General features: G+C 72.6%; 13 protein-coding genes. 4 read left to right on the top strand and 9 right to left on the bottom strand.

What is annotated here, in order from left to right; all coding sequences use genetic code 11:
- Nucleotides 1–69: 69 nt before the first annotated feature.
- The 3 genes from ACGFWE_RS32905 to ACGFWE_RS32895 form a co-directional block, all read right to left on the bottom strand.
- Nucleotides 70–1,350 (bottom strand): ribonuclease D, encoded by a 1,281-nt coding sequence (locus ACGFWE_RS32905; RefSeq protein WP_352382087.1) that lies wholly within the window; start codon nt 1,348–1,350, stop codon nt 70–72.
- 132 nt (nt 1,351–1,482) lie between these two features.
- On the bottom strand, nt 1,483–2,145 hold the full coding sequence (locus ACGFWE_RS32900; protein ID WP_031044887.1) for a response regulator transcription factor: 663 nt from the start codon (nt 2,143–2,145) through the stop codon (nt 1,483–1,485).
- 237 nt (nt 2,146–2,382) lie between these two features.
- Nucleotides 2,383–3,051 (bottom strand): DUF3000 domain-containing protein, encoded by a 669-nt coding sequence (locus tag ACGFWE_RS32895; protein WP_352382062.1) that lies wholly within the window; start codon nt 3,049–3,051, stop codon nt 2,383–2,385.
- A gap of 116 nt (nt 3,052–3,167) precedes the next feature.
- Between ACGFWE_RS32895 and hemE the strand changes: the two genes are divergently transcribed.
- Nucleotides 3,168–4,223 (top strand): uroporphyrinogen decarboxylase, encoded by a 1,056-nt coding sequence (hemE, locus tag ACGFWE_RS32890; protein ID WP_352382061.1) that lies wholly within the window; start codon nt 3,168–3,170, stop codon nt 4,221–4,223.
- A 1-nt stretch (nt 4,224) separates the two neighbouring features.
- Here the strand turns inward: hemE and ACGFWE_RS32885 are convergent, their stop codons facing one another.
- Complete coding sequence (locus tag ACGFWE_RS32885; protein WP_352382553.1) at nt 4,225–5,052, bottom strand: rhomboid family intramembrane serine protease; 828 nt, start codon at nt 5,050–5,052, stop codon at nt 4,225–4,227.
- 135 nt (nt 5,053–5,187) lie between these two features.
- On the opposite strand from ACGFWE_RS32885, the gene ACGFWE_RS32880 reads away from it, so the two are divergent.
- Complete coding sequence (locus tag ACGFWE_RS32880) at nt 5,188–5,514, top strand: hypothetical protein (RefSeq protein ID WP_352382059.1); 327 nt, start codon at nt 5,188–5,190, stop codon at nt 5,512–5,514.
- Between the two features lie 3 nt (nt 5,515–5,517).
- On the opposite strand, the gene ACGFWE_RS32875 is transcribed toward ACGFWE_RS32880, so the two are convergent.
- Nucleotides 5,518–6,912, bottom strand: a complete 1,395-nt coding sequence (locus ACGFWE_RS32875; RefSeq protein ID WP_352382057.1) for an FAD-dependent oxidoreductase — start codon at nt 6,910–6,912, stop codon at nt 5,518–5,520.
- A 27-nt stretch (nt 6,913–6,939) separates the two neighbouring features.
- On the bottom strand, nt 6,940–7,947 hold the full coding sequence (locus ACGFWE_RS32870) for a DUF4349 domain-containing protein (RefSeq protein WP_393603663.1): 1,008 nt from the start codon (nt 7,945–7,947) through the stop codon (nt 6,940–6,942).
- Nucleotides 7,948–8,117: 170 nt separating this feature from the next.
- Between ACGFWE_RS32870 and hemG the strand changes: the two genes are divergently transcribed.
- Together hemG and hemQ are read left to right on the top strand one after the other, a co-directional pair.
- Complete coding sequence (gene hemG, locus ACGFWE_RS32865) at nt 8,118–9,563, top strand: protoporphyrinogen oxidase (RefSeq protein ID WP_393603661.1); 1,446 nt, start codon at nt 8,118–8,120, stop codon at nt 9,561–9,563.
- A gap of 5 nt (nt 9,564–9,568) precedes the next feature.
- Nucleotides 9,569–10,300, top strand: a complete 732-nt coding sequence (hemQ, locus tag ACGFWE_RS32860) for a hydrogen peroxide-dependent heme synthase (protein WP_020122144.1) — start codon at nt 9,569–9,571, stop codon at nt 10,298–10,300.
- Here the strand turns inward: hemQ and ACGFWE_RS32855 are convergent, their stop codons facing one another.
- From ACGFWE_RS32855 to ACGFWE_RS32845, 3 genes are all read right to left on the bottom strand, one after another.
- Nucleotides 10,301–11,911, bottom strand: a complete 1,611-nt coding sequence (locus ACGFWE_RS32855) for an alpha/beta hydrolase (protein WP_393603659.1) — start codon at nt 11,909–11,911, stop codon at nt 10,301–10,303. It lies immediately after the preceding gene.
- Between the two features lie 119 nt (nt 11,912–12,030).
- Nucleotides 12,031–12,870, bottom strand: a complete 840-nt coding sequence (locus ACGFWE_RS32850; RefSeq protein WP_393603657.1) for a TIGR04222 domain-containing membrane protein — start codon at nt 12,868–12,870, stop codon at nt 12,031–12,033.
- A gap of 100 nt (nt 12,871–12,970) precedes the next feature.
- Nucleotides 12,971–13,765 carry a DUF4142 domain-containing protein gene (locus tag ACGFWE_RS32845; protein ID WP_393603656.1) on the bottom strand — a complete coding sequence of 265 codons (795 nt, stop codon included), beginning with the start codon at nt 13,763–13,765 and terminating at the stop codon, nt 12,971–12,973.
- Nucleotides 13,766–13,767 lie beyond the last annotated feature (2 nt).

Below are 13,767 nucleotides of genomic sequence, written 5' to 3'. Positions count from 1 at the left end.
GCGCGGGGAACTGCGCGAGCCACCACCACGCACCCGCAGCCGCCGTGTCCCAGGAATCACCCACGACGGCTAGGCGGAAAGCGCGGCCACCAACACAGGAGTCACCTGTTCCACCTGCCACGCTCGAGCCCCGTAACCAGCCAACGCCGCTCCCACCGACTCCGCACTGACATCGGCCGGCGGCTCCCAGCAGACCCGCCGCACGGTGTCCGGGGTGATCAGGTTCTCCTGAGGCATGTTCAGGGTCTCGGCCAACGCGGAAACCGCGGCCCGGGCGGCGGACAGCCGTGCGGCCGCCGCGGGATCCTTGTCGGCCCAGGCGCGCGGAGGCGGAGGCCCCGTCACCGGCTGACCGGGCTGCGGCAACTGCGCCTCGGGAAGAGCCCTGGCCCGGTCCACGGCCGCCTGCCACTGCTCCAGCTGGCGCCGCCCCATCCGATGCCCGAACCCGTTCAACGCGGCCAGCGCATGCACGGTGACCGGCACGGCGAGCGCCGCCTCGACGATCGCCGCGTCGGACAGCACCTTGCCCGGCGACACGTCCCGCCGCTGGGCGATCCGGTCCCGTGCCTCCCACAGCTCCCGCACGACGGCCAGCTGCCGGCGCCGCCGTACCTTGTGCATGCCGGAGGTCCGGCGCCAGGGTTCCTTGCGCGGCTCGGCCGGCGGGGCCGAGGCGATCGCGTCGAACTCCTGGAGCGCCCACTCCAGCTTGCCCTGCCGGTCGAGCTCCTTCTCCAGCGCGTCCCGCAGATCGACGAGAAGCTCCACGTCCAGGGCGGCGTACCGCAGCCAGGGCTCGGGCAGGGGACGGGTCGACCAGTCGACGGCCGAGTGGCCCTTCTCCAGTACGAAGCCCAGCACGCCCTCGACCATCGCGCCGAGCCCGACCCGGGGGAACCCGGCGATCCGCCCGGCCAGCTCGGTGTCGAAGAGGCGGGTGGGGATCATGCCTATCTCGCGCAGACACGGCAGGTCCTGTGTGGCGGCGTGCAGCACCCACTCCACACCGGAGAGGGCCTCGCCCAGACCCGAGAGATCGGGACAGGCCACGGGGTCGATCAGCGCGGTCCCCGCTCCCGCGCGGCGCAGCTGCACGAGGTACGCGCGCTGTCCGTAGCGGTAGCCGGACGCCCGCTCGGCGTCGACGGCGACGGGGCCGGAGCCCGCGGCGAAGGCGGCGACCACCTCGGCGAGCGCGTCCTCGTCGGCGATCACGGGCGGGATGCCCTCGCGCGGCTCCAGCAGAGGGATCGGAGCCTCCGCGACAGAAGATCCGCCATCGTCCGGAGGGCCGCCTCCGGTGGTTCGCAGTGAAACGTCTGCTGCGGTGTCTTGGGCGTCGGTCACATGTCAAGGGTATCTGTGTATGGACAGCGCCTGCCGACGGAACGTTCCGTCGGCAGGCGCTTGGGGGTCGTAAACCAGTCAGCTCGGTGAAAGCCCTGGTTCACGTCCGTGAACAGTGCGGCTCGAAGAGCCTCAGTGGATGATGCCGGTACGGAGGGCCACCGCCACCATCCCGGCGCGGTCTCCCGTGCCGAGCTTGCGGGCGATCCGGGCGAGGTGGCTCTTGACGGTGAGTGCGGACAGGCCCATCGAGACGCCGATCGCCTTGTTCGACTGCCCTTCGGCCACCAGCCGCAGAACCTCGACCTCACGGCCGGAGAGCTCGCGGTAGCCGCCCGGGTGGCTCGGGGCACCCGGGGGGCGGCGGTGCATACGGGCGGCGGCGGCGCCGATGGGGGCGGCTCCCGGTCGGGTGGGGAGCCCGAGGTTGGTACGGGTGCCGGTGACGACATAGCCCTTGACGCCGCCCGCGAGGGCGTTGCGCACGGCGCCGATGTCGTCGGCCGCGGAGAGGGCGAGGCCGTTGGGCCAGCCCGCGGCGCGGGTTTCGGACAGCAGGGTCAGGCCGGAACCGTCGGGGAGGTGGACCTCGGCGACGCAGATGTCTCTGGGACTGCCGATTCGGGGACGGGCCTCCGCCACGGACGAGGCTTCGATGACATCGCGCACACCGAGCGCCCAGAGGTGACGGGTGACGGTGGAGCGGACACGCGGGTCGGCCACGACCACCATGGCGGTGGGCTTGTTGGGGCGGTAGGCGACCAGGCTTGCGGGCTGCTCGAGGAGAACGGACACCGGGCCTCCTGGGGTGCGGGACGGCTTGGGAAGGTCACAGACGTCTTCGGCACCGAACCCGGCGTCCTTTAGAGAATGATCACGATCTAGTGAGTAACAATTAGTGCAATTCGGACGTACGGTCGATCGTTCGGTGAGCAAATCGGTTCGTTCGATGGCTCACTCCTGACTGAAAGTGGCCGTATCGACAAATTGATGCTCCATGTGGGTGGCCAGTACCGCTGGTCGGGCAGGGGGTCAGCGCGCCTGGGGATCCCGCCGCTGCGGCAACGTCACGACCGACGCGTCACCCGGGCCGGCCGGCGGCAGACCCGCGACCTGGGCCAGCAGATCGCACCAGGCGATGAGGTGCCCCGCCGTGTCCGGCACACCGCCGAGGCCCTCGAGGGGCGTCCAGGAGGCACGGATCTCGATCTGCGAGGTCGCGGGGCGCTCGGACAGACCGCCGAAGTAGTGCGAGCTCGCGCGCGTGACGGTGCCGCTCGGTTCGCCGTACGACAGCCCGCGCGCCGAGAGCGCGCCGGTCAGCCACGACCAGCACACCTCGGGCAGCAGCGGGTCGGCGGCCATCTCCGGCTCCAGCTCCGCGCGCACCAGCGTCACCAGCCGGAAGGTGCCCCGCCAGGCGTCGTGGCCGTCCGGGTCGTGCAGCAGCACGAGGCGCCCGTCGGCGAGGTCCTGGTCGCCGTCGACGACGGTCGCCTCCAACGCGTACGCGTGCGGGGCGAGCCGCTGGGGCGCGCGGGTCGGCTCGATCTCGATCTGCGGCCGCAGCCGACTGCCGCGCAGGGCGTGAACCGCGGCCTGGAAAGCCGGCGGAGCCGCACCGCTCCCCTCCCGGTCACTCCCCTTCGCGTCGTCCATTCCACCCGAGTCGTCCGACAGTCGTCCTTGTGCCGCAGCCATGCGGGAAGGTTAAGGGGAAGGGGGGCGTGGTGCGGGCCTAGACACCCTGACTCGACTCCATGCCCACACAGACACCGCGCACTCGGCACGCATCGCACCGTGCGAGACTTTCCGACGTGAGTGCACTCGAGACGCCGCCGTCAGCCACGTACGAATCCGCCTTCCTCAAGGCCTGCCGGCGCGAACCCGTGCCGTACACCCCGGTGTGGTTCATGCGCCAGGCCGGGCGCTCGCTGCCGGAGTACCGCAAGGTCCGCGAGGGCATCCCGATGCTCGAGTCGTGCACGCGCCCCGAGCTGGTCACCGAGATCACTCTCCAGCCGGTGCGCCGTCACGGCGTCGACGCGGCGATCTACTACAGCGACATCGTCGTCCCGCTCAAGGCCATCGGCATCGACCTCGACATCAAGCCCGGTGTCGGCCCGGTCGTCGAGCACCCCATCCGCACCCGCGCCGACCTGGCCCAGCTGCGCGACCTCACCCCCGAGGACGTCTCCTACGTCACCGAGGCCATCGGCCTGCTGACCCGCGAGCTCGGCCCGACCCCGCTCATCGGTTTCGCCGGCGCGCCTTTCACCCTCGCGAGTTACCTCGTCGAGGGCGGCCCGTCCCGCACGTACGAGAACGCCAAGTCGATGATGTACGGCGACCCCGAGCTGTGGGCCGACCTCCTCGACCGCCTCGCCGAGATCACCGCCGCCTTCCTCAAGGTCCAGATCGAGGCCGGCGCCTCCGCGGTCCAGCTGTTCGACTCGTGGGCCGGCGCCCTCGCCCCCGCCGACTACCGCCGCTCGGTCCTGCCCGCCTCCGCGAAGGTGTTCCAGGCGGTCGAGGGGTACGGCGTCCCCCGCATCCACTTCGGCGTCGGCACCGGTGAGCTGCTGCCACTGCTGGGCGAGGCCGGCGCGGACGTCGTCGGCGTCGACTGGCGTGTCCCGCTCGACGAGGCCGCCCGCCGCGTCGGCCCCGGCAAGGCGCTCCAGGGCAACCTCGACCCGACGGTCCTGTTCGCGTCCACGGAGGCCGTCGAGGCCAAGACCCGCGAGGTCCTCGACTCGGCCGAGGGCCTGGAGGGCCATGTCTTCAACCTCGGCCACGGCGTCATGCCGGCCACCGACCCGGACGCGCTGACCCGCCTCGTGGAGTACGTCCACACGCACACCGCCCGCTGAGTCACCACGTGTGCCGGGGCCGCGCCTTCCTGCCGAACAGCAGACCGCGCGGTTCCGGCGGCGGGGGAGTGCCCGGCTTCAGCGGCCAGGCGAGCAGCATCCCGGCGAGGAAACCGACCACGTGCGCCGCGTACGCCACCGTGCCCGCCGCGGAGACGCCCTCGCCGGACGAGTACACCGCCTGGAGCCCGAACCAGAAGCCCAGCACCAGCCAGGCCGGCAGTCGCAGCGGCAGGAAGACCAGGAAGGGCACCAGGACCCACACCCTGGCCTTCGGATACAGCACCAGATAGGCGCCCAGGACCCCGGCGATCGCCCCCGAGGCGCCGATCAGCGGGTCACCCGAGTCGGCGTTGAGCAGCGCGAAGCCGTACGACGCCGCGTAGCCGCAGACGACGTAGAACAGCGCGAAGCGCACATGTCCCATGCGGTCCTCGACGTTGTTGCCGAAGATCAGCAGGAACAGCATGTTGCCCAGCAGGTGCAGCCAGCCGCCGTGCAGGAACATCGCCGTCAGGACCGACAGCGCGGGCGACTTGTCGTAGTCAGGCGGGGCCACCACACAGCCCGCCGAGCCCTGTGCGCTCGTGCCGACGTCGCCCGTGGGGACAAGCCGCGGCATCTGATGGTGGATCAACTCCTGTGGGACCGCCGCCCAGTGGTCCAGGAACGCCTGGAGATGGCACAGCTGCGACAGGCTGCTGTCGCCCGCCACGGAGCCGGCCAGGCCGGGCGTGTACAGGAACACCAGGATGTTCGCGGCGATGAGCGCGTATGTCACCACGGGGGTGCGGCGCACGGGGTTCACGTCATGGACGGGGATGACCACAAGGAAGTACTGCCCCCGATGGGCCCCTCGAATCGGTGCCTTGTCGGTGAACACCCGCACGCACGCGTGCGTATGTCTCCTCAACCGCCCGCGGCACGGGGAAGGCGGGCCGCGGGGACTACGTGAGGAACAGCGATGAACGACCGTATTACTCCGCCGATGCACGCTCTTCCCGACGGTGAGGCCGAACTTTCCCTGGTGGTGCGACTGCCGTGGGAGGACGTGGCGAGGCTCGGTCAGGAGGCCGGGCGGCTGGCGGCCCAGATGCAGCGGCCGGTGACGCTCGACGAGGCGGTGAGCAACCGGCTCAGGTCCACCCGGGCCGGGACCCACGCCAAGCCGGCGGGTGAGCAGCCGGCCGCGATGCCCAGCAGCGCCAGCGCCTCCGTCTCGGCGCTGCCGCCCCGGCCGCCGGCCGACCAGGCCCGCCAGGCCATCGAGCGGATCAACGGGACGGCGTAGCGCTCAGGAGCCCCGCACCTTCGCGACGGCCTTCCTGGCCGCCACCAGCACCGGATCCCACACCGGGCTGAACGGCGGCGCGTACCCCAGGTCCAGGGCCGTCATCCGTTCCACCGTCATCCCCGCCGTCAGGGCCACCGCGGCGACGTCGACCCGCTTTCCGGCGCCCTCTCTCCCGACGATCTGCACGCCGAGCAGCCGCCCCGTGCGGCGCTCGGCGAGCATCTTCACCGTCATGGCGGAGGCGCCCGGGTAGTAGCCGGCCCGGCTGGTGGACTCGATGGTGACCGACACGAACTGCAGGCCCGCCCGACGGGCGTCCTTCTCGCGCAGTCCGGTGCGGGCGATCTCCAGGTCGCAGACCTTGCTGACGGCCGTGCCGACGACCCCGGGGAAGGTGGCGTAGCCGCCGCCGACGCCCGTGCCGATGACCTGGCCGTGCTTGTTGGCGTGGGTGCCGAGCGCGATGTGGCGCTCCTGCCCGGACACCAGGTCGAGGACCTCCACGCAGTCACCGCCCGCCCAGATGTTCTCGTGGCCGCGCACCCGCATCGCCAGGTCAGTCAGCAGGCCGCCGTGGCTGCCCAGCGGCAGGCCGGCCGCCCGCGCGAGCGTCGTCTCCGGGCGCACGCCGATGCCGAGGACCACCACGTCCGCCGGATACTCCGCGTCCTCCGTGGCCACGGCACGCACCCGGCCGTCCTCGTCCGTGAGCACCTTGGTCACCGCGGCGTCGTTGACCATGGTGATGCCGAGGCCCTCCATCGCCTCGTGCACCAGCCGGCCCATGTCGGGGTCGAGCGTGGACATGGGCTCGCTGCCGCGGTTGACGACCGTCACCTCGTAGCCGCGGTTGATCAGGGCCTCGGCCATCTCCACACCGATGTAACCGGCGCCCACCACCACCGCCTTGCGGCCACGCGTGCGTGCCAGCGTGTCGATGAGCGCCTGGCCGTCGTCGAGGGTCTGCACCCCGTGCACACCGGGGGCGTCGGCGCCCGGCATGTCCGGGCGGATCGGGCGGGCGCCGGTCGCGATCACGAGTTTGTCGTACGACGTCCAGGACTCGGCCCCCGAATCCAGGTCACGCGCGCGTACCCGCTGCCGCTCGACGTCGATCTCCGTGACCTCGGTGCGCATGCGCAGATCGATGCCCCGCTCCCGGTGCTCCGCGGGCGTACGGGCGATCAGCTGGTCCGGCTCGGTGACGTCACCGCCCACCCAGTACGGGATGCCGCACGCCGAGTAGGAGGTGAAGTGGCCCCGCTCGAACGCCACGATCTCCAGCTCGTCGGGGTCTCTCATCCGGCGTGCCTGCGACGCCGCGGACATTCCCGCGGCGTCGCCACCGATCACGACCAGACGTTCCCTCGTGTCCCGCGTACGGCTCATGTTCATGTGAACACGCTACGAGGGCCCAGCATTTCAGCCCCGCTCGCCCCGCTCCTGCGTACGTCCCGGCTCCTGAGCGCCTCCCGGGTCCGGGACGGGACGCGCCACGGGCAGCGGGCCCAGCGCGGTCGAGGCGGCCGCGGGCGCGGGCCGGCGCGGCAGCCGGGGCCGGACCAGCCGCAGCCACACCAGCACCAGCAGCGCGATCCCCGCGAGGAACGGCAGCACCGCGGCCACCGCCACCACGACCCAGCGCAGCATGGTCACGAACGCGTCCCAGCCGCCCGCCAGCGCGTCCACGACGCCGGGGTCGTCGTCCTCCGCGGCCTGGACGACCGGCGACTCGGACAGGGACAGGGTGATGGTGGCCAGGCTGGTGCGGTCCTTCAGGGACGCCTGGCGGGCGAGCAGCGACTCCAGGTCTGCCTGACGGGTGCTCAGCTCGCCCTCCAGGGTGACCACGTCACTCAGCCTGGTCGCCTTGTCCATCAGCTCCCGGATCCGCGCCACGCTCGCGCGCTGCGTCGCGATCCGGCTCTCCACGTCGACGACCTGGTCGGTGACGTCCTGCGCGTTCGCGGTGCGCTCCAGGAGCTTGCCCGCGCCCTCCAGGTCGCCGAGGACCTCGTCGTACTTCTCGACGGGTATCCGCAGCACCACCTCCGTCTGCTCCCGGCCCTCCTCGTCCCGGGAGGTGGACTCCTTGCCGACGAACCCGCCCGCGTTCTCGGTGGTGGTGCGGGCTGCGGCGAGCGCCTTCGGCACGTTCTTGACCTGCACGGTCAGCGTGGCGGTGCGGATGATGTGGTTCACGGCGGGCTGGGGCGCGGTGGTGGCCTGCTTGCCGCCCGCGCCGGCCTCGGCGCCGGCCGCGCCGTCCGCCCGGCTCTGCGCCGCCTTGTTGTCGGACAGGGCGCTGCCGCCGTCGCTGCTGCTGCTGGCGCCTCCGCTGCACCCGGTCAGGGCGAGGCCCGCGGCGAGCAGGAGGCCGGCCAGGGCCTGCGCGGGCCGTACGGAATGTCGTGATCGTGATGTGCGCATGGGCGTTCCCCCCGAGGGTCGTGAACAACTGCGTGAACAACTGACGGTCCTTCGACGCCGGAGGGGGCGTGAACGTTGGACTCCGGCGGTCCCGATGCGGTCACGGTCAGGACTCGTGAAGGACACCGGGCCGCCGGAGCACTGTCAGTGGGGTCTGAGAGGCTGGGGCCATGAGCGGATCACAGGTCGTCGTCGTGGGAGCCGGCATCGCGGGACTGGCCGCGGCCCACCGGCTGCTGCAGCGCGGCGCGCGCGTCACCGTGCTCGAGGCCTCGGACCGCGTCGGCGGCAAACTGCTGCCCGGCGACATCGCGGGCGCCCGCGTCGACCTCGGCGCCGAGTCGATGCTGGCCCGCAGGCCGGAGGCGGTGGCCCTCGCGCGTGAGGTGGGCCTCGACGAGCGCCTCCAGCCGCCGGCCACCGCGACCGCCTCGATCTGGACCCGTGGCGCCCTGCGCCCCATGCCCAAGGGCCACGTCATGGGCGTCCCCGGCACCGCCGAGGCCCTCGCCGGGGTGCTCTCCGAGGAGGGCCTGGCCCGCATCGAGCAGGACGCCGGCCTGCCCCGCACGGAGGTCGGCGAGGACGTGGCGGTCGGTGAGTACGTGGCGGCCCGCCTGGGCCGCGAGGTCGTCGACCGCCTCGTCGAACCCCTCCTGGGCGGCGTGTACGCGGGCGACGCGTACCGCATCTCGATGCGCTCGGCGGTCCCGCAGCTCTTCCAGGTGGCCAGGACGCACTCCTCGCTCACCGAAGGCGTGCGCGAGATCCAGGCGCGCATGGCGGCCAACCAGCAGACCGGGCCGGTGTTCATGGGCATCGAGGGCGGCGTGGGCACCCTTCCGCTCGCCGTCGCCGACGCGGTCCGGGCGCGGGGCGGCGAGATCGTCACCGGCGCCCCGGTGAGCGAGCTGCGCCGCGAGCCGTCCGGCGGCTGGAAGGTCGTGACCAGGGACCGGGAGCGCGTCCTGCACGCCGACGCCGTGATCGTCGCCGTCCCCGCCCCGGCCGCCGCGGGCCTGCTGCGCGCCGAGGCCCCTGGGGCCGCCACCGAGCTCGACACCGTGGAGTACGCGTCCATGGCCCTGGTCACCCTCGCCTACCGCCGCTCCGGCACGGCCCTGCCCGCGGGCAGCGGCTTCCTCGTCCCGCCGGTCGACGGCCGCACCATCAAGGCGTCCACCTTCGCCTCCCAGAAGTGGGGCTGGATCGCCGACGAGAACCCGGACGTCGTCGTCCTGCGCACCTCGGTCGGCCGCTACGGCGAGACGAAGATCCTGGAGCGCGACGACACCGACCTCGTGGACGTCTCCCGTCGCGACCTGCGCGAGGCGACCGGCCTCGACGCCATGCCCCTGGAAACCCGTGTCACCCGCTGGACCGACGGCCTGCCCCAGTACCCCGTCGGCCACCACGCGCGCGTGGCCCGCATCCGGGAGCACGTCGCCGGGCTCCGGGGCCTCGCGGTGTGCGGCGCGCAGTACGACGGCGTCGGCATCCCCGCCTGCATCGCGAGCGCCCACGCGGCCGTCGACCAGATCCAGGGCGACCTGACCGCCGTACGGGAGCTCACGGCCAACCCGGTGCAGAGCCTGCACGGCGGAGCGGGAGAATAGGGGCCATGAGCAACGACGCCCCCACCCCCGAGTCCGGCAGGGTCCCGAACAAGGGCAAGCTGGCCAAGGACCTCAACGAGGTCATCCGTTACACGCTCTGGTCCGTCTTCAAGCTGAAGGACGTGCTCCCCGAGGACCGCACCGGCTACGCCGACGAGGTCCAGGAGCTGTTCGACCAGCTCGCCGCCAAGGACGTCACGATCCGCGGCACCTACGACGTGTCCGGGCTGCGCGCCGACGCCGACGTCATGATCTGGTGGCACGCGGAGACCAGCGACCAGCTGCAGGAGGCGTACAACCTCTTCCGCCGCACCAAGCTCGGGCGCGCCCTTGAGCCGGTCTGGTCGAACATGGCGCTGCACCGCCCCGCCGAGTTCAACCGCTCGCACATCCCGGCGTTCCTGGCGGACGAGCACGCCCGCGACTACGTGAGCGTCTACCCGTTCGTGCGGTCCTACGACTGGTACCTGCTGCCCGACGAGGACCGCCGCCGCATGCTCGCCGACCACGGCAAGATGGCCCGCGGCTACCCGGACGTCCGCGCCAACACCGTCGCCTCCTTCTCCCTGGGCGACTACGAGTGGATCCTGGCGTTCGAGGCCGACGAGCTCTACCGCATCGTCGACCTCATGCGCCACCTGCGGGCGTCGGAGGCGCGTATGCACGTCCGCGAGGAGGTCCCGTTCTACACGGGCCGCCGCAAGGACCTCGGCGACCTCGTGGCGGGCCTCGCCTGATCAGCGGGCCGGTGTGCCGGCCGCCTTCCGGGAGCCGCCCTTCGGCTCGGGCTCGGGGTGCGGGGCGCACGCGGCGCGCCGCACCGGGAGGCGGCCGTCCAGCAGGTAGGCGTGCAGGTATCCGTTGACGCAGGGGTTCGGGCCGCCCGCGATACCGTGCGTGCCCGCGTCCCGCTCGGTCACCAGCACCGAGCCGGACAGCCGCCGGTGCAGCTCGAGAGCGCCCTCGTACGGAGCGGCCGCGTCCCTCTCGGCGGCCAGGATCAGCGTCGCGGGCAGCTCACCGGGCCCCGTCCGCACGTCCAACGGCTCCTGCCGGGCCGCGGGCCAGTACGCGCAGGGCAGGTTCATCCACACGTTGTCCCAGGTCTCGAACGGCGCCACCCGCGCCAGCCGGGTGTTGTCCCGGTCCCACACCTTCCAGTCCGTCGGCCAGGGCGCGTCGTTGCATTCGACAGCCGTGTAGACCGCGTTGGAGTTCTCCGCCTCCTTCGCCGCCTCCTGATGCGGTCCCGCCTGCTGGATCAGCGGCTTCGGATCGCCCTTGAGATACGCCGACAGCGCCTGCGCCCGGTGCGGCCACAGGTCGTCGTAATAGCCGGCCGACAGGAACGCGCCCTGGAGCTGGCCCGGTCCGACCTTCCCGCCGGCCGGTTCGGCGGCCAGCTGCGCCGCCGCCTTGTCGTAGCTGCGCAGCACGTCCTCGGCCGTGGCTCCGAGCCCGTACACGTCGTCGTGCCGGGCAACCCACTCCCGGAAGTCCGTCCAGCGCTCCTCGAAGGCGGCCGACTGGTCCAGGTTGTTGCGGTACCACACCTGCTCGGGGGCCGGGTTCACCGCCGCGTCGAACACCATCCGCCGGACGTGCGAGGGGAACAGCGCCGCGTACAGCGCGCCGAAGTACGTCCCGTACGACGCCCCCATGAACGTCAGCCTCTGCTCGCCCAGCGCGGCCCGCAGGACGTCGAGGTCCCGGGCGTTGTTCAGGGAGGTGTAGTACGGCAGGGCCGCGCCCGCCCGGTCCGCGCACCCGCGCGCGTACGCCTTCGCCTGCGCGACGCGTTCCTTCTTGTACGACGGCGAGGGGTGCGCCGGCGCCTGCGTGGGCGCCTTGAGGTACTGCTTCGGGTCCGTGCAGGACAGCGGTGCCGAACGGCCCACCCCGCGCGGGGCATAGCCCACCAGGTCGTAGGCCGCGGCGAGCCCCTTCCACTCGGGGAGCGCGCCGACCAGCGGGAAGTACATGCCGGAGGCGCCGGGACCGCCGGGGTTGAAGACCAGGGCGCCCTGCCGGGGCACCCGGCGCTTGCTGTTGTGCGGGTCCTTCTGGGTGGCCCGCACCCGGCTGACGGTCAGTTTGATCTGCCGGCCGTCGGGGCGCGCGTAGTCGAGCGGGACGGACACCGTGCCGCACTGGATGCCGTCGGGCAGGTCCTCCACCGCGGGGCAGGTGCCGAAGCGGACGCCGACCGCTCCGGCGCGCGCGGCGGCGACGGCGGTGCCGTGGAGCTCCGCCGCGCCCGGGGCGGCCGGAGCGCCCCCGGCCGGTGCGGCGGTGAGCGTGGCCAGGAGCAAGGATCCGGCGGCCGTGTAGAGGGCGGGAGCTCTCATCGGTGTCCCCTTCGGTGCGCGGCAGCGACAAAAGGGAAGTTTCGTTCGGCCGTGGGCGAGGGCAAGCATCGCCCCGCCGGTGTCGGCCCCAATGCCTCCGTGCGCCCCCGGGCAAGGGCTCAGTCGCGGTGCGGGCGGTGGTGTTTCTCGCCGTGTCCGCCGGGCCGCTCTCCGCGCCGCTCCTCGCCGGGACGGCCGTGGTGCTGCTCACGGTGGGCGAAGGCCGCGCGCAGGTCCGGTTCGCCGACCGCGCTGATGCCGCGCACGGCGACGCAGGTGAGATACGTCCGCTCGTCCGTGCCCCCGGCGCGCCGGGTCAGGGCGCCGAGCAGCCGCTGGCCCGCCGGGGACGCCCAGCGCGAGTACGGGTGGACCTCCATCCGTGCGATGGCCAGACAGCTCAGGCTGAGGGCGAGCGGCAGCGCGAACCAGAGGGCGACCAGGTGCCGCGGCATCTCCGACGGGGCGGGCGCCAGCAGCGCGATCGCCCCCAGCGCGACGACGGCCCCCGCGGCCAGCCGTACCTGGCGGACGCCCGCCGCGATGCCGGACCGGGAGCCGTCGGGCACGGCGAGCCCCGCGTCCACGAGCCGGTCGGCGAGGCTGCGCACCGCGTCCGCCGAGGCCGCGTCCGCCCGCACCGGAGCGATCCGGGACTGTCCCTCGGGCCCGATGGCCCCGATGACCGTGCGCTCCATCTCGTCCCGCCCGCGCGGATCGACGACGGTCGCCCAGCCGGTGTGGGCCAGCAGCAGCCGGCGCTGCCGGGCCATCGAGACGAGCGTGAGATCGGCGACCCGCCGCGGTCCGCCGGAGAGGAACGCGGCCTCGTACAACGTCAGATCATGGGCCCGGGCATCCGCGTCCGGGGCCGCCGCGTGTACGGCGGCCAGGCACAGCCGCGTACACGCGGTACCGGCGACGGCCCAGGCCAGGAGCAGCAGGAGAACCCAGAACATGCCGCGTTTCTATGCCAAAGGCTCCTGGCGGCGCCATGGGCTGTTCACGATCCGGACGATGTGTTGTCGGTGTGTGACGTTCCGTTTGTCCGCGAGTGCACTACGACGGGACGGGCACCGGGGGCGGACTGGAGGCGGCGGGAGGAAGGGTGAAGGTCGTGGCGTACGGCGACGGGGTGACCGGGACGACCGCTCCCGGGTCGGCCGTCGGACCGGGCGGCGCGGGGGAGTTGGTGATCGGCGGGGTGCTGCCCGCGGCCAGGTCCCGGGCCAGGGCGCCGAAGTCGACGTATCCGGTGGCCTCCAGGATCTTGATGTGGTCCAGCACCGTGCTGTTGGCGTCGTCGGCCAGGGCGCGCACCAGGGAGTTCTGGGTGCTCGCGCGGACCTGGGCGACGACGGAGAACACCCGGCCGTGCGCGAGACGCAGGATGTTGGCGAACTGGCGGTCGTATTCGACGCCCTGGGCCTGGTCCAGGGTGCTGAGCCACTGCTTCTGCTGCTCGTTGGGCTCGTTGGGCAGGGCGAGTCCGAGCTTCGAGGCCACGTCACGCACGCGTGCGTCGAGGAAGGTGTGCCCCTCCACGAGGTGCTGCCCTGCCGTCCGCACGGCCTGCGTCGTCCCCTTCTGCTGCGCCTGCTGTCCCGCGGGCAGCTCCCACAGCCCCGCCAGCCGCACCTTCGTGACGAAGTCGCGGTCCAGCGCGGAGAGCGGCCCGTACGGCGTCGTCACGATCCCGGCGTTGAGCACGCTCACTCCCGTGCCGGAGCGGTCGGCGTAGGACCAGATCGGGACGAGCAGCGCCACGAGGGTCGCGGTCAGGCCGGCGATGATGACGCCGGTGCCGGAGAAGATGCCTCGTCCCTTGACGGGCGGTCGTGGTCGCGGTCGCATGG

It is taken from the genome of Streptomyces sp. NPDC048523, from assembly GCF_043199815.1.
GTDB lineage: Bacteria > Actinomycetota > Actinomycetes > Streptomycetales > Streptomycetaceae > Streptomyces.
Note: the sequence above shows the minus strand (reverse complement) of the source record. Positions and strands in the feature narration are given on the sequence as shown.